15 protein-coding genes are annotated in these 21885 nt (G+C 55.4%); 6 read left to right on the top strand and 9 right to left on the bottom strand.

Translation table 11 applies throughout. The features are described from left to right. Positions 1-39 precede the first annotated feature (39 nt). The 4 genes from icd to H6815_00840 are packed head-to-tail and all read left to right on the top strand — an operon-like array spanning position 40 to position 3224. A complete protein-coding gene (gene icd / locus H6815_00825; protein ID MCB9858968.1) occupies positions 40-1356 on the top strand; it encodes an NADP-dependent isocitrate dehydrogenase in 1317 nt (438 codons plus the stop codon). A 3-nt stretch (positions 1357-1359) separates the two neighbouring features. Further along, positions 1360-1833: a PIN domain-containing protein gene (locus H6815_00830; protein ID MCB9858969.1), complete on the top strand. Its 474-nt coding sequence runs from the start codon at positions 1360-1362 to the stop codon at positions 1831-1833. After that, positions 1830-2003 carry a hypothetical protein gene (locus H6815_00835; protein MCB9858970.1) on the top strand — a complete coding sequence of 58 codons (174 nt, stop codon included), beginning with the start codon at positions 1830-1832 and terminating at the stop codon, positions 2001-2003. The genes H6815_00830 and H6815_00835 overlap by 4 nt, the downstream gene beginning before the upstream one ends. A gap of 51 nt (positions 2004-2054) precedes the next feature. Continuing rightward, the gene (locus tag H6815_00840; protein MCB9858971.1) at positions 2055-3224 is read left to right on the top strand and encodes a hypothetical protein; all 1170 of its coding nucleotides are present in this window, start codon (positions 2055-2057) and stop codon (positions 3222-3224) included. A gap of 309 nt (positions 3225-3533) precedes the next feature. Here H6815_00840 and H6815_00845 read toward each other — a convergent pair whose 3' ends face one another. Next, positions 3534-5015, bottom strand: coding sequence for an NAD-dependent succinate-semialdehyde dehydrogenase (locus tag H6815_00845; protein MCB9858972.1), 1482 nt, complete (start codon positions 5013-5015; stop codon positions 3534-3536). A 60-nt stretch (positions 5016-5075) separates the two neighbouring features. On the opposite strand from H6815_00845, the gene mutS reads away from it, so the two are divergent. Next, entirely contained in the window at positions 5076-7886 is a 2811-nt protein-coding gene (gene mutS / locus H6815_00850) for a DNA mismatch repair protein MutS (protein MCB9858973.1), read from the top strand. 17 nt (positions 7887-7903) lie between these two features. Here the strand turns inward: mutS and H6815_00855 are convergent, their stop codons facing one another. From H6815_00855 to H6815_00885, 7 genes are all read right to left on the bottom strand, one after another. Beyond that, the gene (locus H6815_00855) at positions 7904-11164 is read right to left on the bottom strand and encodes a hypothetical protein (protein MCB9858974.1); all 3261 of its coding nucleotides are present in this window, start codon (positions 11162-11164) and stop codon (positions 7904-7906) included. A 281-nt stretch (positions 11165-11445) separates the two neighbouring features. After that, positions 11446-12453 (bottom strand): hypothetical protein, encoded by a 1008-nt coding sequence (locus H6815_00860; GenBank protein ID MCB9858975.1) that lies wholly within the window; start codon positions 12451-12453, stop codon positions 11446-11448. 315 nt (positions 12454-12768) lie between these two features. After that, positions 12769-15627, bottom strand: coding sequence for a hypothetical protein (locus H6815_00865; GenBank protein ID MCB9858976.1), 2859 nt, complete (start codon positions 15625-15627; stop codon positions 12769-12771). Between the two features lie 223 nt (positions 15628-15850). After that, positions 15851-17008, bottom strand: coding sequence for a hypothetical protein (locus H6815_00870; protein MCB9858977.1), 1158 nt, complete (start codon positions 17006-17008; stop codon positions 15851-15853). Positions 17009-17368: 360 nt separating this feature from the next. Continuing rightward, the gene (locus H6815_00875) at positions 17369-18208 is read right to left on the bottom strand and encodes a spondin domain-containing protein (protein MCB9858978.1); all 840 of its coding nucleotides are present in this window, start codon (positions 18206-18208) and stop codon (positions 17369-17371) included. Positions 18209-18421: 213 nt separating this feature from the next. After that, positions 18422-19303 carry a hypothetical protein gene (locus H6815_00880; protein ID MCB9858979.1) on the bottom strand — a complete coding sequence of 294 codons (882 nt, stop codon included), beginning with the start codon at positions 19301-19303 and terminating at the stop codon, positions 18422-18424. A 360-nt stretch (positions 19304-19663) separates the two neighbouring features. Next, the gene (locus H6815_00885; GenBank protein MCB9858980.1) at positions 19664-20134 is read right to left on the bottom strand and encodes a hypothetical protein; all 471 of its coding nucleotides are present in this window, start codon (positions 20132-20134) and stop codon (positions 19664-19666) included. Positions 20135-20486: 352 nt separating this feature from the next. Between H6815_00885 and H6815_00890 the strand changes: the two genes are divergently transcribed. Then, a complete protein-coding gene (locus H6815_00890; GenBank protein MCB9858981.1) occupies positions 20487-20888 on the top strand; it encodes a flavin reductase in 402 nt (133 codons plus the stop codon). Here the strand turns inward: H6815_00890 and H6815_00895 are convergent. Further along, positions 20877-21779 (bottom strand): alpha/beta fold hydrolase, encoded by a 903-nt coding sequence (locus H6815_00895; GenBank protein ID MCB9858982.1) that lies wholly within the window; start codon positions 21777-21779, stop codon positions 20877-20879. The genes H6815_00890 and H6815_00895 overlap by 12 nt on opposite strands. Between the last annotated feature and the right edge of the window lie 106 nt (positions 21780-21885).

Here is a 21885-nt window from a genome sequence, read left to right on the forward strand (position 1 = left end):
CTTTACGGCATTCTCATCGATTTTCAGGAGAGATGTTCCATGACCACAGCCCAGATCACCGGCCAGCCGATCACGATGGACAACGGCAAGCTCAACGTGCCAGACCAGCCCATCATCCCCTTCATCGAGGGCGACGGCACCGGACCCGATATCTGGCGCGCGTCACAGCGGGTCTTCGACGCTGCTGTCGTCAAGGCCTACGGCGGCTCACGGCGCATCCACTGGCACGAGGTCATGGCTGGCGAGAAGTCGTACAACGCCTCCAAGGACTGGCTCCCTGCAGCCACGCTCACAGACTTTGAGAAGTTCCTCGTCGGCATCAAGGGACCGCTCACCACGCCCACCGGCGGCGGCATCCGCTCGCTCAACGTCGCGCTCCGCCAGAAGCTCGACCTCTACACCTGCCTCCGCCCCGTCCGCTGGTTCACAGGCGTCCCCTCACCCGTCAAGAACCCCGACCTCACAGACATGGTCATCTTCCGCGAGAACTCCGAGGACATCTACGCCGGCATCGAGTTTGAAGAGGGCACCGAGGACTGCGAGAAGTTCCGCAAGATAATGAAGAAGGAGTTCGCGGATCGGTACGAAAAGATCCGGTTCCCCAAGTCCTCCGGGTTCGGTCTCAAGCCGATCTCAGAGAAGGGCACCGAGCGCCTCGTCAAAGCCGCGATCGAGTACGCCATCGCCAACGGGCGCACGTCCGTCACCCTCGTCCACAAGGGCAACATCATGAAGTTCACCGAGGGTGCCTTCATGAAGTGGGGTTACGAGGTCGCAGCCAAGCACTTCGGCGCAACACCACTCGATGGCGGCCCGTGGCACGTCATCGATCTCGAAAAGCTCGGACGCGCGCGCACCGCGGCTGACATCAAGCACGTGCCAACGCAGAGCGGCAAGGCGAAGAACGATCCCAACAAGATCATCATCAAGGACGTCATCGCTGACGCGTTCCTCCAGCAGTTGCTCACGCGCCCCGCGGAGTACGACGTCGTCGCGACCATGAACCTCAACGGCGACTACATCTCAGACGCCCTCGCAGCCTGCGTCGGCGGCATCGGCATCGCGCCAGGCGCAAACATCAACTACGACAACGGCTGCGCCATCTTCGAGGCGACCCACGGCACCGCGCCCAAGTACGCGGGCAAGGATCAGGTCAACCCGGGCTCGGTCATTCTCTCGGGCGAGATGATGCTTCGGTACATGGGCTGGACGGAAGCTGCTGATCTGATCATCAAGGGGATCAACGGCGCGATCGGCGCCAAGACCGTGACCTACGACTTTGAGCGTCTGATGGACGGGGCGACACTGCGCAAGTGCTCCGAGTTCGCGGAGGATATTGTGAAGCATATGGCATAAGTTATGGCACGAGTGTACTTTGATACAAGCTTTGTCTCTGCGTGTGTTACAACACGCGATGATCCTGCAAGTATCGTGCGCAGACAAACATCGAGTGAATGGCTGAGCACGCAACAACACCTCCACAGTGTGTTCGTTTCTGCCGAAGTCATCAACGAACTGGATAACGCTGCGTTCTCTCACAGAGACGCAGCACTCCAGCTTGTCAGTGATCTGCCGCTACTCGAACTCAACGAAGATGCCTTCGGGCTTGCTGCAGCATTCATTGCACACAAGCTCATGCCCGGACCAGTGAGCGGCGATGCGCTGCATGTTGCTGCGTGCTGTGTACACAACATGGAATATCTGCTCAGCTGGAATGTTCGGCACCTGGCAAATCCTCGAAAGGTCGACCATCTGAGGATTATCTGTACCAGGCTTGGACTTGTGCCACCTGCTATCGTCACACCAGATCTGCTGTGGGAGGACCCGGAATGACAGCACCCCAAAGAGATCCATTCATAGAAGAAGTTCGCCAGTTGAAGCAGGATGCTGCAAAGCGATCTACAACTGTTGACGCGCTCGCCAAGCGCATTCGTGAGATCGAACAGGCTCACAAAGGCAAGGTTGTACCAGCCCCACCAACGCCGGAAGTTGATGCTGCGTAACGGTGCTCCCAGTTCACGGACAATCTTGCGAAGCACATAGTGCAAAAACCAATGCACGAAGAACGAGGCCAAACGCCAACCCGAGACTATCTCGTCACAACGAAGTTGCATGACAAGCCCGTTCCCCGATGGGTAACAGCTGTGAATGCGCAGACAGCACTGCGGTCTCTGAAAGAACAGGGCTGCCAGGACATCGTATTCTACACAGACGATCTCAGTGAACAGGTTCCGACAATCGGAGAGCGTCAAAGACCTTCAGCAAAGGTGTGGCTGTACAACTCAACACTTGCACAGCGTTCGTTCATATACCGCGCGACGGTGAAAGCGATTCCGCATGTAGTGATGTTGTGTATCCTTGCAGTGTTAATTGGTATCAACACCTTCTTCAATCCGACAAAGTCCAGCCTGATCATCACGGGGATGCTTCTTATTGCTTTCATCGCCCCCACAGTGAGTGACATAATCAAATGGCTCACATCGCCAAACCCCGCGCGAGTGTTTGACAAAGCACAGCGAGCAATGCTTGATTGTGAGTGGCAAAGAGCACTCGAACTTTTTTCGAGCATTGACTCCGTTGTAGCCGAATCGGGCAATCCATCCTACATCGGTACAACAGCACTCTGGAAAGCGGTCGCATCAGCAAAGACTGGTGATACCGCGCAGGCAGAACAACTCTTGAGTATGTACGATACTGACGATAGATTTCCTGATTGGTACGCTCTCTTGAAACGAGCGGAATACTGCGTCTTCTTTCATGAGTTTGAAGCGGCCAAGGAACTTCTCACAGAGTCGCTCGCAGTTGCTCCGAATGAACCGAGTGTCCAGCTGACTTATGTGGAGCTTCTCGCAACACACTTTCCTCATCTGCATGCTGAAGCTCGGGCAACTCTTTCCGGATTTCATCGTGAGTCATCGACAGAACTAACATCTCTGTTTCTGGATGGACTGGACGGAGTTGTTCGTCTCAATGAGCAGCAGAATCAGGCTGCTCGCGACGAGTTGCAGGGAGTCGTAAACAATCTGACACCTTTGGTTCGAGCATCACCACTCCTGATGGCAACTATCTGTAAGTTTCAAGCATTCCTTGTCATCGCACAAGCCCGATGTGTTGAGGCCGATGCTGCACAGAGACTCTACAGCCAGATCAAACAGTTCCTGGTTGCACACGAGATGAACGACCTCGTTGATCGAGTTGAGCAGGAACTCGCACTCACGTCGTAACACCCCAAAATGAAACAACCGCTGACAGTGCGGGTGCGCCATATCCGTGGCTCATCGCGCTGCCAGCGGTCGTCCGGAATGCGGATTCCCACCACCTCCTGCCCCGCGTGCGTGCCTCGTGCCGATCCTTGGCTGCCAGCAAGCTCGGTGCAGTCGGAAAGACCACCACCTGCGGTCTCCTGTTCGAGATCGGCCTTCCCAACCGACAGGCTCCCCATATGTGCCCCGCTCACACACCCGCGCAATTGCTGCGCGTTTTTATCGATTCAGTCCATTCTTAGGCTCATAGGCAAACATTTATAGGTCGTTTTACGACACGTTCCACGAAACATACTTCGTGTCGAGATACTCGGAAACGCCGAAATGCCCGCCCTCACGCCCGAATCCGGACATCTTGACACCGCCAAACGGCGCCTGGGCAGTGGATGGCGATGCGTCGTTCGCCCCGACTACGCCGAACTTCAGCGCCTCAGCGACCCGCATCAGGCGTGACGCGTCCCGCGTGTAGAAATACCCCGCGAGCCCGTACTCGGTGTCGTTGGCGAGGTTGATCGCCTCGTCCTCGTCGTCGAACACCATGACAGGGCACACCGGACCGAACGTCTCCTCGTTCCAGCAGACCATCTCGCGCGTGATCCCCGTCATGACGGTCGGCTGATAGAACCGATCCGCGCCGCCATTGACCTTCGCCCGCTCGCCGCCGCAGTGAATCGTTGCGCCCTTTGCCCTCGCGTCAGCAACGTGTCGATCAACCTTCTCGATCGCATCGTCGTTGATGAGCGGCCCGATGTTCGCATCCTTCTCTGTCCCAATGCCAACCTTCAGCGCACGCGAGCGCTCGACCAGCCCAGCAACGAACGCATCATGCACCGAGCGATGCACGATGAACCGATTCGCGCAGATGCACGTCTGTCCGCCGTTGCGATACTTGCACGCGATCGCGCCATCAAGCGCAGCATCGATGTCCGCGTCCTCAAACACGATGAACGGCGCGTGCCCGCCGAGTTCCAGGCTGAGCCGCTGAAGATTGTCCGCGCTCTGGCGAACAAGTATCTTCCCGACCTCGGTCGACCCCGTAAAACTGATCTTCCGCACGCGGAAATCCGCAAACATCGCTTTCCCGATCGTTGCAGCGTCTCCCGTGATGATCGACACCAATCCCTCGGGAACACCCGCGTCGATGCACACATCACCGAGCGCAAGCGCGCTCAATGGCGTGAGTTCCGCGGGCTTGACGATCATTGCGCATCCCGCAGCAAGCGCAGGCCCGAGCTTGCGCGTGATCATCGCAGACGGGAAGTTCCACGGCGTGATGGCGCACGCAACGCCAACGGGCTGACGGATCGCAAGGATGTGTTTGTCCTCGAATGAACTCGGGATCGTCTGGCCGTACACGCGCTCCGCTTCGCCCGCAGCGTGGACGAGAAAACTCGCAGCGTATCTGATCTCGCCCGCAGCTTCTGCGATCGGCTTTCCCTGCTCCAGTGTCATGATGGTCGCGAGATCGTCGATCCGGTCGTGCATGATGTCAGCACACCTGCGGATGATCTTCGCCCGTTCCGGCGCGGGCATGCGAGCCCAGTTTCGCTGTGCCACAACCGCAGCATCTATCGCGCGGGCAATGTCCTTCTCATCGCAATCCGGAACGTCCGCAAGATGTTCGTCGGTCGCGGGGTTGGACACTGCGAACGTTCTACCGGTGTGCGAGCCAGCCCACGCGCCAGCGATGAGGTTCTGCGTCCGAAATCGTGCATGTGCTGCCATCTGCCCGTCTCCCGGTGGGGTTGTCATGCGCCAGATCACGCGGAAACCAAGCGTATTCACACTGTTCCATCCTACCCTGTGTGATCAATGCCGAGACGGAAACAGACAACGCTGACACTCACCTCCGCGAGCGACGATCAGGCAGGGTCTACGCGCACTATGCACAGTAAAGGCAGCGAAAAAGACCCATACAACTCGCCCGCGATGCAGCAGTACAAGAAGTTCAAGGATCGGCATCCCGACTGCATCCTGCTGTTCCGCATGGGCGATTTTTATGAACTCTTCGGCGACGACGCAATCGTCGCGTCCAAAGCCATCGGTCTCACACTGACCAAGCGCCAGAACGGCATCCCGATGGCTGGCGCGCCGCATCATCAGCTCGACACGTATCTGCGCAAGCTCATCGATCAGGGGTTCCGCGTTGCGGTGTGCGATCAGCTCGAAGATCCGAAGCAGGCAAAGGGCATCGTTGCGCGAGGTGTCACACGCGTGCTCACGCCCGGCACGCTCGTCGACGAGACACTGGTCGCCGACGAAACACCGATCAGACTCGCGTCCATCGCGATGGATGGAAACGAAGCTGCACTCGCGATCGTTGAGACATCGACCGGCGAGCTGCTGATCGCGGAAACAACACTCGACAGTTTCCGCGATGAACTGGTGCGTCTTGGCGTGCGCGAGCTGCTCTTCGCTGCTGGCACCGGGAACGATGAACCATCGCAGCAACTCGCGCGCACATGCGATGCGATCGACTGCGCACTGACACCACGTGCCGGGTGGGAGTTCCGATCGGAAGAGGCCGACGAGGCGATCAAGTCTCAGTTCGGCGTGTCATCGCTTGCGGGGTTCGGCATGCAGACCGGCTCACTCGCAACGAGCGCGTGCGGCGCACTCATCAGGTATCTCAAACAAACACAAACCGGGCTCGATGTTGCACATTCCGACGGCACACACTCACGCAACACGTCAAACCGCTCGCTCAGCCATCTCCAGGCGCCGCGCCACATCACGCGATCGGACAGGCTCGTCCTCGACGCGGTGAGCCTGCGCGCGCTGGAGATCGACCGGACCATCCGCACGGGCCAGATCGATGGCTCACTTGTTGGCGTCTTCCTCGGCCCCGGCAAATCCGGCTGCGAAACACCCATGGGCAAGCGACTGCTCGCGGAGTGGCTTCGCTCCCCACTGCGCGATCTTGACGCGATCAACACTCGCCAGTCGTGCGTCGCAACACTCGTCAGTGACACACGCCTTGCCAGCGAACTGCGCGATCAGCTCGACGGTATCGGCGACATCGCACGCATCGCTGGCAGGCTTGCGCTCGGCAGAGCAACGCCGCGAGACCTTGTCGCGCTCGGCACATCGCTGTCACGCATCGCCTCACTCGGATCATCGCTGGAAAATGCTCAGTCTTTCGTAGAACTGCGAGCATCCTTGATCAATGTCGCGCAAGCACTCATACCACTCGCTGACGAGATCACATCGACCTGTGTTGATGAGCCACCCGTCCATCTTCGTGATGGCGGACTCATCCGTGACGGCATCGACGCCGAGCTTGATGAAGCTCGCTCGCTCCAGCGCGACGCTGGTGCTTGGCTTGCGCAGTACCAGCAGAAGCTGATCAGTGAGTTCGACCTGAGCACACTCAAAGTCGGATACAACAAGATATTCGGGTACTACATCGAGCTGACCAGCACTCAGGCGAAAGATGCTCCACCCATCTTCTCTCGCAAGCAGACACTCAAGAATGCCGAGCGGTTCATCACGCCGGAACTGCACGAGTTCGAGCAGCGGGTTGCAACCGCGGACGCGCGTGCCCTCCAGCGCGAGCAGGATCTGTTTGATCAGCTCTGCACACGAGCATGCGCACACCTCGACGCGATGAGCACGTGCGCATCCACCATCGCAGCCATCGACGCGATCGGATGCTTCGCTGCGGTTGCGCGCAAGCGGGGTTGGACCAGACCCGAGATCTGCGAAAAACGCACGATCGACATCACGCAGGGTCGCCATCCGGTTCTTGACGAACTGCTCGAAGACCGTTTCGTTCCCAACAACACACAACTGTGCGCAGCACGGAACGACGAAAGTGCAGCGCTACTCGCGCTGATCACCGGCCCAAACATGGGCGGCAAGAGCACATACATTCGCCAGACAGCGCTCCTTGTGCTGCTCGCCCACGCGGGCTCATTCGTTCCGGCAGAACGCGCGCGCATCGGGTTGTGCGATCGCATCTTCACGCGCGTCGGCGCCGACGATGCGCTCCACGAGGGGCAGTCAACCTTCATGGTCGAGATGGCGGAAACCGCTGCCATCCTCACCCAGGCAACGGACCGGTCGCTGGTTGTGCTTGATGAGATTGGCAGGGGCACGAGCACGCTCGACGGGCTCAGCCTCGCGTGGTCCATCGTTGAATATCTCGCGCGTGACTCCGGGCCGCTCACGCTCTTTGCGACACACTACCACGAACTCACGGAACTCGAACACACACTCAGACAACACGTGCGCAATCTACATGTCACCGTGCGCGAGTGGCAGGGTGAGATCGTGTTTCTGCACGAGATCAAACCCGGATGCGCCGGCCGGTCGTACGGTTTGCACGTCGCAAAGCTTGCTGGCGTACCAAAGGATGTGGTTGAGCGTGCCCGCGTCATGCTCGACACATTAGAATCACAGCACGCTGTCACACAACTGACCGCTGAAACTGGATCTGCGCCAACAAGAAAAGGCTCGGTGCAAGGCACGTCACACGCACGCACCTCGCAACCAAGCCTCTTTGAATCTGCTGCGCCGCATCCTGCGGTCGACAGATTACGGGAAGTCAAGCTCGACAGTCTCAGTCCTCTTGCAGCATTCGACACGCTACGCGAACTGCTCGACTTGATCAAACGGAGCTAGCCTACTTCAGGAATCGCTTACGGACATCCAGCTGCATATGCATTGCCAAAGCAGATGTAATCGAAGATGTTCAATGAACCGCTTCCATCACAATCCGCTGAATACAACTGACTTGTCGGACTGCCCGCGTATGCATTACCGAAGCAGATGTAATCAAAGATGTTGAGCGTTGAGTTTGCATCGCAATCCGCATAGCACGTGACCAGCAGACGGACACGATCTGCCAGATACACCAGTTCGTACCGATCAGAACCAAGGCTTGGCACATTCACCGTATCAAACTGCCCAGTCACACCGCCAGGTGCAATGATAATGTCGATGGTGGTTCCCCATGCCGGCCCCGCATATCCACCAAGATGCTCAATATTGAGTGTGCCGCCACACTGGAATGTGCGACTGGAGCTTCCCTCAATGGAGTCGTACTCGCCGGCCTGATCTCCCTCAAGCTCAATATTGATTACGCTGGATGGCGTACATGTAATATCCGACGCGGTATTGAAGTACAGCGTCTGTGTCTGATCACCCGTCAGTGTTGCGTGCCCTGGACTGAGCGTGCCTTCGTTCTGCATGTCCAGTCTGATCTCACCCGAGCCGGAGATTGTGTGCTGAGGACCATTGACAAACGAGAAAGTGATTGTGCCATAGTTAATAAAGGCGTCATCGGAGGCTGCTGTTGCGTCAAGAACGATCTCGCCGGTGCCATCGATAGTGACTGCGTTCGTGTTGATTCGAACGGTTGCTGCCAAGGTAGAATCATCCGAGTTCACGTGGATCGTGCCATTGTTCGTGAACCCAAGGTTGACTACTCTAAGCTCTTCTGCACCGGGAATATGAATAGGACCATCAGTCGTCACCCCATCAAAGGCTGTTGCGTTGTCGATGATCATCTGACCACCCGTCACATTAACAAAGCCGTTGACGATTGTTGCAGCACTCGGAAAAACAACGCCACCGTTGATCGCATCAATGGTACCCGCAACTTCAGAGCTCTGGTCAACTGTGATGCCCGTGATAGCAAGTGTTCCTGCATCGGCGCGGATCGTGCCGCGGTTCGCCTTGTCCGTGGTCTCAAGATGGAGTGTCTTGCCGGGAACGTCGGCTGTGATCAGTCCCCGGTTGTCAATATTTGTTCTGATCTCGCCTGAGCCACGGATCGTGTGATTCTCGCCATTTGTTATCACATTCGAGATAGTGCCATAAGTCAGATACGCATCATCAATCGCAATGTCTGCATTGAGGACGATCTCACCATTTCCATCGATCACGGTGCCACTTGTGTCGAATCGAACGGCAGAGGCGAGTTCACCACCTGTGGGATTGACAATAATGGATCCATTGTTTGTCAACACATCTTTCACAAACAACATTCTGCTCTCGTTCACATTTAGAGTGCCAACAAGCGCAATGTCATCGATTGTCGAACTGAGGACAACCTGAGCAAAGCTGCCAGAAGCATCGATCAGTCCACCATCAACTGTGGCGCCATTGAGCGACACAAATCCGCCTGTATCAGCAACAAGCTGACCGCCACCGTTCTGATTGATTGTAATGTTGTTAACGAATATCTCGCCGCCATTGATCGCCTGGATGAGACTGTTGTTTGTCTTGCTTGTTGTACGCAAGCTGATGGTGTTGCCTACACCATCTGCAGTGATTGTCCCCTCATTGATCAGATTTGTGTAAATCTCACCATTGCCCGTGATCGTGTGATCGGTGCCATGTGTTATGACATTACTGATTGTACCATACGTGAGATACGCATCATCGAGCGCCTGGTCGGCAGCGAGCACGATCGTGCCAGTACCAAGAATCGATTTGTCAGGCGTATCAAATCGCATGATTGAGGAAAGTGTTCCTCCTGTCGGATTCAATACAATGGTGCCATTGTTCACTAGATCATTCTTAATAAAGAAAGAGTTGTTCGTATTTACGTCCATCTCTCCGTTCAATGTGACATTGTCGAACGTCGTGGAACCATCAGTCTGGAACGACCCGCCGTTCATCGTTTGCACAACCCCTCCAACCACCGTACCATTACTCGAAGCGATGGTGCCGTTGTCAGCTGTCAGCAATCCGCCACCAGTCTGATCGATTGTCTGGGTCAGCAGAATGGTGCCTCCGTTTTCTGCAATGATGTCGGCGTTGTTTGTCTTCGGCGTTGTACGCAGGTCAATAGTGTTGCCCGCGCCCGTCGCCAGGATCGTTCCTTCATTAATTAGATTTGTATAGATCTCTCCGTTGCCTGTGATTGTGTGGTCAGGACCATGTGTAATGACGTTACCAATTGTGCCGTACGTGAGATACGCATCATTGCTTGCGGCGACAGCGTTGAGCACGATCATGCCGTTGCCGAGAATCGAAGCACCATTCGTGTCAAACCGAACTGTTGAACTCAATGTACCACCGGTCGTGTTCACGGTGATCACACCGTTGTTCTCAATGTTGTTCTGCACATAGATCGACTGGGCAGCGTCAATATTGACATCGCCATACATCACGACATCGTTCATAGTCGATGTTCCCGTCACAGCGATCTCGCCGCCATTGATCGATTGCAGCGTCCCGCCATTCCACGTCGCTCCATCCGACATCACAAGCGCATTATCAGCGGTGGTGACACCACCGCCCGTCTGATCAACCGTCACAGAAACTTGCAAAGTACCGTCATTGGATGCTGTGAACATACCGGAGTTCACTTTCGGAGTGGTCCTCAAGTGGAGCGTGTTGCCCGTCCCGGTGGCAAGGATTGTGCCAAGGTTGTTCATATTCGTGTAGATCTCGCCGCTGCCCATGATCGTGTGGCCCGGCCCCTGTGTAACGATGTTGTTGATCGATCCGTAGGTGAGATAGGCGTCATTGAGTGCAGCCACACCGTTGAGCATGATCACGCCGTTTCCAGTAATACTCGATCCGTTATTGTCAAACCGGATGTAAGCGGACGCTGTCCCGGCACTAGGATTCACAACAATCAAGCCATCGTTGACAATACCACCATTGAGGAAGTATGAGCGACCGCTCTCAATTGCGAGCGTTGCATTCGCATTTGTAATGGCAAGGTCAGCGGATGTACCTGAGTTGGTGTCCATCGAGACGGTGTACGTGCCACCAGCACCAATCTGAACCATGTTTCCAACAGCAGGCACTGTGCCGAGATTCCAGTTGCCCCCGACGAACCATGAACCGCCACCTGAGTTGCTCCATACGTGCTGTGCACTTGCAACGCTGGATACAGAAAGGGCAAGTCCTGCTACGATCACAGTCTTCGTTGTCCGGCTCATGATCTCTCCTCTTCTCAAACTCTCTTCGGCATGACGTTCAATGTGTCACTCTGACACTGGCCTTGCTGTGCGCACAAGATAGCACATGCACCCGCAAGAACGGGGGGCAAAGTACTATACAGAAATCACAGTACATTCTGACAAGACTCGCGCAATATCGGAAAAAATATCGCTTCTTTGTGTTTGCTTCGGGACCGATAAACCTGGCAAGATGGAAGCTGAACAAGATCTGAACACGTGGTCAATTGCGCAACAAATCGTTCGATGCTCCACCCCAAGGCTTATGGACATCCTGTTGCATACGCATTCCCGAAACAGATGTAGTCGAACACATTGAATGAACCACTCTGATCGCAATCAGCGTAAGGATCAAGATTCGCGTACGCGTTACCAAAGCAGATGTAGTCAAAGATGCTCAGATTATTGTCTTTGTCACAATCCGGATAGCACTCAGCCATACACGACTCAATATCTCCTATCTGAAGTCCCGAGAAACCATCTGCAACAAACACCGTCGAGTTTCTCTTTGCAAGTCGAAACGCGATATGCGAAGTGCTGAACGTTCCGGCCAATACTGGAAGTGCGGGATTGCTGACATCAACAATCTGCACACCTGCCGAGCTATCAGCAACACAGGCAATCGAGCCGTCCACAACAACATCGGTCGAGCCGTGCAATGTCGACAACGATCCAACTATCTGCGGCAAAGAAGGGTCGCTCACATCAATGATATACAAACCAGCCGAACCATCAGCGAAGTACACATTCGACCCAACGACCGCAACACCCTGTGCTACACCGGGCAATGCAATAGATCCAACCAGTTTGGGAGAGACAGGGTCAGACACGTCGAAGCATTCCAACCCGAAGAATGCAGCTGCAACAAACGCGATGTCTCCTGTGATGGCTACATCCTTTGCATCACTCTGCGTATCGATTGAACCAAGCAACGCTGGTTGAGCAGGATTGCTGATGTCAGCTATCTGCAATCCACCATCTCCGTCGGCTATATACACCCGGTCACCTTGAATTACAAGACCTGTTGAAATTCCCGGCGTGTTAACCTGCCCAATCAACTGAAGTGACGCAGGATCACTCACATCGAAGACAAGCAGGCCAGTTGCACCATCTGCCACGAATGCAAATGTACCCACAACTGCAATATCAAGCGCATCGTTTGGCGTGTCGTATGAATCAACCTGAATCGGCGATGTCGGATTTGTAACATCAACCGAAAAGAGCCCGGATGTAAACGCAGTAACATACACCACATTACCATCAACAGCCACACCCCGCGCATATTGGGGTGTATGAAAGGATCCCATATGGACTGGGACACACTGCTGTCCATGCACAGAACGCAATCCCACGCACAGAATCGCACACGTGACCGGCAATGAGTAAACACTACAACTGGTTCGTCGCATGTGTATCCATCCCCTCATTCGCTTCAGAACGCAGAACAAAGTGCATTGCAATAGAGCGTACTCGTGGAGACACCTTCCCGCTACCCACACATCAGTGGGATCGAGCCTTGACTGCGTGCTATCCGTTGGATACCACAGCACATACCGAACAAGAAACCGCTGCCAAAGACACTCTGATTACTGGCAACCCGCTGCGTACGCGTTCCCGAAGCAGATGTAATCAAAGATGTTCAATGATCCGCTGCCATCACAGTCGGCGTAAGGATCAAAGTTCGCATACGCATTCCCGAAGCAGATGTAGTCAAAGATGTTCAGTACCCCACTGCTATCGCAATCAGCGTAGCAGTTGCTGCCCATCTCCAGACGCACACGATCGGACATGTACACCACGTCGTAACTTGCGCCACCGATTGATGTCACCGTGTCAAATGTCCCCGTCACACCGCCCGGCGCAACGATGATGTCGATGAATTCGCCAGCATTGAGCCCGGCAAACCCATTGATATTCTCCAGAATCAGTTCGCCGTCACATTCAAACGTTGTGCCTGTCTCTCCGAGGATTCGGTCGTACTCATCGACGGTTGCGGTCGCCACAGTGCCGCCGATCTGCATCTCGATTCGGGACGCGGGCTCGCAATCAATGCCACCGTCAACCATGATGAGCCTGCCGGTGAGATCGTTCTGATTCACATAGTCAGAACCCGGCGCAATGACCGCTTCATTCACGAACTTCCCGTGCAACCCACCCTTGCCCTCGATGCGATGGTTGCCAGCGTTTGTGAACACATCGGTCGCGAGTGTGTTGTAGTTGATCTGTGCAATGAGAGAGCTTGAACCGGTTGAGTTCACAACAATGCGACCGTTGCCCGTGACTGTCACGGGGCCGGATCGATGGAGCTTCGTGTGAATGTTGAAACCTGGCACGGGTGTATGAACAACGATCTCGCCGTTGTTTGTGATCGTGTTTCGTATCTCGATCGTCCGTCCGGTTGTTATGCCGACACGACCGACAGTCGCAACACCATCAAGCACCGCTGTTGTCGCATCAGCGATCTCAAAGATACCATCGGCTTCTGTGCCGACAGTGCCGCCGATGATCACTGGGGTGTTGAGAAGGTCCACCTTACTCGGACCCGCACCGGCAACGATCTGACCAGTCGCAGACTGTGTAACCGTGATGCCATCAACAACCAATCGAGTGCCGTTGATCGATCGCATTGTGCCGGAGTTTGACTTGTCAAGGTCACGCAATCTCATCATCCAGTTCGTGCCCTTGTCTGCCTGGACGGTGCCAAGGTTATTGAGGTTGATTGTGATATCACCGTTGCCTCGGATGGTGTGATCGGCACCATTCGTGAGGATATTGGCAGGATCGCTGTACCCAAGATTCGCGTGCCCTGTGCCGTTGTTGAACGTGTTCAGTACAATCTCACCATTCCCAGACCAGGTGCTGCTGTCAGCAAACTGAAGCTCCGTTGCATTGAATGATGCGGGAAACTGCACTGTGCCGGTATTGGTGATATCACCGTTCGTGATAACGGTGCCAGATGTGCTGATTTCCAGCAATCCGTTGATCGTCAGCGTGTCGATCGCGCTGCCATCCTGTGCGATGACTGCACCATCACCAATGCCACCAACCTTGCCACCGACAACAACAGTGCCGGTCTCCAGAAACACATCGCTTCCGGAACCGATGCCGCGAATCTGACCGGTCGATGATTGTGTCACCATCACGTCATCAAGGTGCAGCTGCGCACCGTTCTCAGCCAGCACGTCTCCAGAGTTTGTCAGTACGGGGTTCAGGTACCACATATCCCAGCCATTGCCGGTTCCCTCATCGCCGCTGATGATTCCCTGATTGTCAACCTCAATATGGATCTCGCCGTTGCCGCGAATGGCATGGCTTGCACCGTTGGTCAGCACATCGCCGGTCGTGACAGGAACAATCTTTGCGCGCGTCGCGATGTTGTTCACCGCGCCGAGATGCAAATCACCGCCCGTCGTCGTCGACCATGTTGAATCGCCATCAATCGCGATGGTGTGGCCGTCCACACCTCCGGTTCCGCCCGTCAGAACGATCTCGCCGTCGTTGGTAATGTCGCCCTTGCATGTCAGTGTCTGGACACCGCCATTCATTCGAACCAGACCATCCACCGTGAGCGACTCAAACACGGTGTCTTCGTGGTACACGCGGATAATGCCGCCACCAATACCACCGATCGTTCCACCGACAACTCTCATCCCTGCAAAGGTCTCACCAACGAGATGCACCTCGGCTTGCGTCACGCCACCACCATCTGCGCGGATCAGCCCGGTCGATGTCTGGACGATCTCAGGCGTTCGCAGACGCAACGGCCGGGACTGCGATCCAAAGTCATTGAGAAACGTGCCGCTGTTCACAAAGTCGCCGTGGACAGTGCCGATGCCCTTGATCGTGTGCCCCGCGTCGTGGAACATCGGAAGCGAGGTCGCACCAAACGTCGTGTAGGGACCAAATGTTGTCAGTTCTGTGTTGAAACTGACTTTCGTGTCCAGCACAATCATGCCGGAGCCCGTGATGGTTGGCGCGGTCACACCCGCAACATCCCCGAAATACAACCCTGTTGGTGTTCCAGTGACATCGGAGATGATAATCTGCCCATCGTTCATGACGATGTCGCCAACCATCTCCAGCGGGTTCTGCACCGGCCCAACCCCCGGGTAGTTTGCCACACCGCCGATAGCCAGGTTCCCATTCGTTGGCACGACGAGTTCGCTCGGCACCGGGACAGCACCCGAGTGTGCTGGGAACCCGTACAGCTGGAGCCAGATGAACTGGACAGACCCGCCCAGCCCGGTATCAATCACGACGCGATCACCAACGCCAGCCCATGTGCTTTGCGTCCAGTTCCCGCTCTCATTCCAGTACGGCAGGCAACTGCCCATATAGCAACTGCCGATGCCAAACTGCCAGGTGTATTGTGTCTGGGCACGCGCCTGCCCAGCAACCGAAACCAGAGCACCAGCAGCGATCATCAAAGCAGTTGTACGATTCATCATCATCTCCCGGAGTGAGTACGTGGCTACCCAATATACTCAGGAGGTGACATCCTCTGACACAAACTCTGTAGGATAAGCCAAAACACGTTCAAGCTCATACGACATAGCGCAGCCGTCCACATATATGGACGTTATAGACAACCCCCAGGGCTCTCTTTTCGAGCTTGGGCGGAATATGGTGTTCTCTCCTTTGCCTGCCGAAGCACAAGCAACGCTGAACTCAGTTGCAACCATTGGCATATGCATTTCCAAAGCAAATATAGTCGAAGATATTCAGCGAACCATTCTGATCACAGTCTGCGTACGGCTCATTGTTTGCGTACGCATTTCCGTAGCAGATGTAGTCGAAGATGTTCAGCGTCGTGTTCTCGTCGCAGTCGGCATAACACGAGGTTGGCACGCAGGACCAGATAGCGATGTTGTTCGCCGGCACACCACCAGCGGTATCAAAGATGCCTCCCGCGACTAGATCTCCACTGGGCAACACAGCCAGCGAATGCACGGTTGGGAAGCCACTTCCAGATAACCCCAACCCAAGGGCAGACCAGTTCACGCCGTCCCAGCGGGCGATATTGTTCAGCATGCCGCTGCCGCTCAAGGTGATGTCCCCAGCCGCGACCAAATCGCCATCGGGAAGCACAACCAGTGACAGCACGTTGGGGTCTAAAAAACCTCCTCCCAAGGCAGACCAGTTCGCACCATCCCAGCGAGCGATATTGTTCACCGGCACACCACTACCAGTATTGTAGAAGAAACCTCCCGCGACCAGATCACCGGCGGGCAGCACGGCCAACGATAGCACTTCGGGTCCAAACAACCCCCCACCCAGAGCGGACCAGTTCGAGCCATCCCAGAGGGCGATGTTGTTCACCAGTACACCACCGGCGGTTTCGAAGTAACCTGCTGCAACCAAGTCGCCGCCTGGAAGTACAGCCAACGCGTTCACCGACAAGAACCCCGGCCCACTCATCCCAGACCCAAGAGCAGACCATGCAGATCCGTCCCAACGCGCGATGTGGTTCACGGTTACGCTGCCGGCAGTCTCGATATAGCCTCCCGCGATCAAATCGCCATTGGGAAGCACGGCCAGCGAACGTACAAAACCTGAAAGCCCCACTGCAAAGGCGGACCATACCGATCCGTCCCAGCGAGCAATTGCGAAATTACCCCCTGCGACAAGGTCGCCGTTGGGCAGCACGGCCAACGAAAACGCAGAACCAGTAAACCCCACACCGAGAGGAAACCAGTTCGAGCCATCCCAGCGGGCAATATGATTCGCCGGCGTGCCACCAGCGGTGTTGAATGGGCCTCCCGCAACCAAGTCGCCGTTAGGCAACACTATGAGCGACCACACAATATCATTCATCCCAGAACCCATGGCTTGCCACTCCGGCTCGCACTGTGCAGAAGCACCGCTTTCACCAGCGATAAAAGCCAGAGCCAAGACTGCGCTAGTAAGAACAGAGGAAAAACGAGCCATCATAACTTCCCCTTTCAAACGGTCTCCAGCAGCCTGAAGCATGCGCACATGCTGGTACGCAATGATGATGATTCCGGTCACACCAAAAGCAACATGCTACACGATGCAATCAGCGTACACAAGCAATAAATGCCGCGGCCAGCCATTTCTGACACCACAACAACTGCACATCTACACCACCAGTTTCTGACGAGCATCGGTATTCGCTATCGCTCTACTGGCATCTCACACCTTGAATGCGCCACACCCAGCATCAGCTCAGTTGCAACCGTTGGCATACGCATTTCCAAAGCAAATATAGTCGAAGATATTCAGCGAACCGTTCTGATCGCAATCGACGTAAGGATCAAGATTCGCGTACGCGTTCCCGAAGCAGATGTAGTCGAAGACGTTCAGCGCGGCGCTAGTGTCACAGTCGGGATAGCACTGTCCAGAGGCATATCCCAAATCAGTGAATGTCATCGTACCGAGACGTGGACTGCCAACAAATGGACTCGTACCCTGAAGCGACGAGATCAACACAGGTGGCACTGTTGCCTGGTTTGCAGACGTGTAGTTTGCGCCGGTGTCTGTGCCAGCATCCCACGGGAACAAGTCAACGACAATCTCTGATTCCCAGTGTCCGTTTGGTCGCAAGTTCAGCGATTCAGTGCCGACGAACCAGTCCGGACTCGGCGCAATCATCGACACAATGGTCACGAGCGGGTAGTCGTCACGAACCTCGATCTGGAACGTAAGCGACCCAGGCGAAAGCCCGATCCCGCTTCCGCTCACAGCATGCAAGGCTGAGCCCGCACCAATCATCGCATTGACTTCCTGAAGCAGTTGTGTCTTGCTCCCCGTCTCAGCCATCGACTTGATCCCGGGCGATGCAAGCTGACCATCCTCCCAGAGCTTCGTCGAACTGTTGTGAACCCCACCGACAACACCAGAAAAATGGGGCGATGGCGGAAACGATGTCGGGTGTGTCGCAGCACTCCACTCAGCGGTAAACGTCACTTGATATGTCCTGGAGTTCCACTGGCCATGCGCGACACACGGCATCATGAACAATGAGATCCCAACTGCCGTTGATAAAGCGATTCTTGTTTTCATCATGTGTGCTCCGCTGTTCTTGATCCTGCTCATCTGTCAAACACACAACATCCAGCACACATCCAAAGTGACACGCGCCGAACAGTTTCAGTGTACAACTATGAGTCGTATTCACACAGGAAAACTGACAGCTTCACCGAAAACAAACACTTGTTTACGATTGCAAGAAAAAAATCAGATGAGAACACAACCATCAACCAAACACTTGCCAATCAGTTATGGACATCCGCTGGCGTACGCATTCCCAAAGCAGATGTAGTCAAAGATGTTCAATGATCCGCTGCCATCACAGTCGGCATACGGATCAAGATTCGCGTACGCGTTGCCGAAGCAGATATAGTCAAAGACGTTCAATGCGCCGCTGCCATCGCAGTCCGGATAGCAGTTGTCATACGCGAACGCAAGCCCTCGGTAGACGCCGCCGAACGCGAATGTTTCCTGCGCTGTCGCTAGGTTGATGATGTACACACTTCCCTGTGACCGAGCGCCATACATCTGGCCAGCCGAGTTTATTGCGAGATCCTCATACCAGTTGCCACTGCCACCAATATCTCCGATGTGCGTCATTGCCCCGGTCGACAGTTCAATCCGAAAGAGCCCGGTATCACCAATATCTGTGCCGTATGCCATTCCATCCGGCGCGATCGCAAAGGCTGTGAGCTGGTCGAGCGTTGGTGCGCTCAGTGCGGAAACGAGCGACGCCGCACCTGTATTCGGATCCATCGTGTACAGCGCATTATCGCGCGTTGCATAGATCACACCCGTCGAAGGATGCACATCAACACACCGGAAGTTCCAGTTCTCACCGGTCGAACCGATCACCATCCCATTTCCGGTTGAGGGGTCGATAGAAAACAACCGATCCGGATTGCCATCGTTATACCCGTCGATGGTGTACAGCACACCATTCCCAACGCCAAGTCCGCCGAAGAGCGCTTCCTGCCCAGTCACCAGCACCGATGTCAGCGCAGCTCCATTGCTTGTATCCAGCGTATGGAGGAGCGGGAACGTGGGATTTTCCAGAGCGTACAGCGTGTCCTGAGCCAGCACTGATGCAAACGGAATGAGAGAGGCAACGACAGCTGTCAACGTACGCATACACAATACTCCAGTGGGGGCAACCACGCCCGCAGATGTGCAGTTTACACTGGAATCATCGAGAGCCGCACCTATTCCTGAACAAAAAGGAGTAAAGAAAAAACCGCCCGCTCCGGGGACGCGGAGCGGGCAGAGCTTGTGACAACGAAAGCCGGGAGGAATGGTGGTGGTGGTGGAGCTTCCGTCGTCCTGGTGGTGGTGTAAATGGCAGGCTCGCAGGATCTCTCCTACTCCCGCCCTTTCTCTCTCAGATCTCGCGGCCTGGCATAAAGATGATGGCGGTGTCTGTCAACATCTCTGGTTCGGAAAAATCACTGCCAGCGAGTCTGCCTGGAGTTCTCAGCATCGAGTTCCTCGATCTCACTGACGCTGCTTGGCACTCACTCGTTCTGCCACTTCCGGCAGTCGCTGGAACCGTTCCTTGAGCCCAGCGGCCCACGATTTGCGGTCTCGTATTTCCAGACGGTTCCGTTTGCCGATGATCACAACGTCGATCGTCGATTCGCCCTCGGATGGTGTCAGTGCCGCCAGTTCCAGCTGGTATCGCTGCAATCCGACTCTGCCCTGACCATCCATCGTCATCGGTTCGGCCAGAGCAAACATCTCTTCCAGGGCAGCCGTGTCCGCGTTGGGTGTCAACGTCTGCGGCTCCTGATCCGAAAGGTGCTCGAATGTTTTCTGGGTATACAGCCTCAGCGAGCCGTCCGGCCACGGGACGCAGTACCACATCGTTCCGTCCCGAGCCTCGTCCCACTGCTTGCGATACTTCGCTGGCACTGCAAGTCGCAGCTTCGCGTCGATCGTGTGCTCGGAGTGGCCTGTGAACAGCAAGGGGTGTCTCGGTCGTTTGGGTTGCGAGGTTGTTCATGGGAGGACTCATGTCGAGTGATGGGATGACATGGGATTCTTCCCCACTCATCGCCCTCTTTCCCGATTTCTCTGTAGTCTACACACAAAATCTGCTCGAATTGACAGAAAAAATCTCTGTGTTTGGATTGTGTTCTGCTTATCTCAGGTGAACATCGCATTCATCAAATCTGAAGCACCCGAAGCACGGGTTCATACGTAAAGACTGGTGATGCCCAACTCGCTTCGACCACCGCTCGTTCGAAAGAATGGCTCGGGAGAATCTACCGAGTCTCGAGTTGCACGAGCACTCTCGCATTTCCAACGAGGCAGATACGTGTTGGCATCAGCATTCGAGGATGAACGCGGGGGCACCGCTGTTGAATGGGTGCATCAATGCTGCACCCAACCGCCGATGGTCGCGGTCTCCCTGCGCAAGGGACACGCGATCGAACAACTCATCCGCGACTCGGGCGCCTTCTCTGTTGCCGAGGTATCAACTGCAAGCATGCTTGTCCAGAAAACCTTCGCGAGCACACGCATCCCCGATGAGGATCTTGATCAGTTCGACGCGCTTCCGCACACAACGTTGACAACTGGCTCGCCCATACTCATGCACTGCACGTTTGTCGTCGACTGCGTGATGGTGCGTCACATTGATCTTGAGGATGAATATGAGATGTATGTGGGCCGTGTCGTTGACGCGATCGCGCTCAGTCGTTTACCACTACCGCTCTAGCAGATGTTTCACAAAGAATGATGTCTGCGCGTTCTTTGCATCGTTTGCACGATTCCCGAATCCGTTGTGCTCGTCCGGCGCACCGGTTTCTGTCCAATGAACAAACTCGATCATCGATGCATCTGACCCGCTGCGTTCATAGTGTGATCGCAATGCATCAATAAACTTTGCCTGCGCATCAAACGGCACAACACGATCAGCTTCCGAATGGATTGCGAGGAATGGGATTGGATCGAACCCACTGAGATGTTCCATTGCGCTGAGTTTCAACACACGTTCTCTATCATGCACAATCGGCCACGAGGACCGGCGATCCGTATCCGCATCATCCGTCCTTGTGCGCACAACACGCTCACTATCACCAAAGTACATTGTTTCAAGATCGCCGCACGTTGCTTCGACAGCTGCGCACGCAAACCGGTGCGGCTCGCACAGTCTTCGCAGCGCAGCCATACCGCCTGCGGACATCCCACCGATCGCAACGCGCGACGTGTCATACAAGTGCGCATGCTCCGAGCGTGAAAGATCGTCTATCACGTCGTCAATCTCACCAATCACCTGCTCAAGAACATCGAGCGTGTGCTCCGGCCCATTCCAGCCCTCGATCGTGCGTTCACCGTGCCCCGGCAGATCAATCGCACACGCAGCGATTCCGCTCCGGATCCAGCGCAAATATCGGCCTGGATCGAGTTCCTTGAACACACTCCGTCCGTGCAGCCAGAGCACAACAGGAACTGGCGTTTCTCCATCAGGGTGCGCAAGCAGCGCAGGCACATCAGGGCCAAGACGCGTCAACACCGCACGATCAGAGAGTGACTTCGGAAACTGACTGAATCTCGCGGGGATATTGCCGGGCACGTGCATGACAGGATCATCACACACTGCCCGCATGAGTCAACCGCTGACGATCACAGAATAATACAAAGCTCAGAGATCTCTCCCCGAGCTTTGCCTTCTCTTCTTCCTCTCTCTTTCGAGACAGATTCCCACTCTATGA

It is taken from the genome of Phycisphaeraceae bacterium (assembly GCA_020639155.1).
Taxonomy (GTDB): Bacteria; Planctomycetota; Phycisphaerae; order Phycisphaerales; family UBA1924; genus JACKHF01.

Bases quoted from the DNA above. Each gene is read 5' to 3' on its own strand.
- H6815_00845 (MCB9858972.1), bottom strand. From the start codon at position 5,015: ATGACAACCCCACCGGGAGACGGGCAGATGGCAGCACATGCACGATTT.
- mutS (MCB9858973.1), top strand. From the start codon at position 5,076: ATGCCGAGACGGAAACAGACAACGCTGACACTCACCTCCGCGAGCGAC.
- H6815_00855 (MCB9858974.1), bottom strand. From the start codon at position 11,164: ATGAGCCGGACAACGAAGACTGTGATCGTAGCAGGACTTGCCCTTTCT.
- H6815_00835 (MCB9858970.1), top strand. From the start codon at position 1,830: ATGACAGCACCCCAAAGAGATCCATTCATAGAAGAAGTTCGCCAGTTG.
- H6815_00830 (MCB9858969.1), top strand. From the start codon at position 1,360: ATGGCACGAGTGTACTTTGATACAAGCTTTGTCTCTGCGTGTGTTACA.
- H6815_00840 (MCB9858971.1), top strand. From the start codon at position 2,055: ATGCACGAAGAACGAGGCCAAACGCCAACCCGAGACTATCTCGTCACA.
- H6815_00865 (MCB9858976.1), bottom strand. From the start codon at position 15,627: ATGAATCGTACAACTGCTTTGATGATCGCTGCTGGTGCTCTGGTTTCG.
- H6815_00870 (MCB9858977.1), bottom strand. From the start codon at position 17,008: ATGGGTTCTGGGATGAATGATATTGTGTGGTCGCTCATAGTGTTGCCT.
- icd (MCB9858968.1), top strand. From the start codon at position 40: ATGACCACAGCCCAGATCACCGGCCAGCCGATCACGATGGACAACGGC.
- H6815_00880 (MCB9858979.1), bottom strand. From the start codon at position 19,303: ATGCGTACGTTGACAGCTGTCGTTGCCTCTCTCATTCCGTTTGCATCA.
- H6815_00875 (MCB9858978.1), bottom strand. From the start codon at position 18,208: ATGATGAAAACAAGAATCGCTTTATCAACGGCAGTTGGGATCTCATTG.
- H6815_00895 (MCB9858982.1), bottom strand. From the start codon at position 21,779: ATGCGGGCAGTGTGTGATGATCCTGTCATGCACGTGCCCGGCAATATC.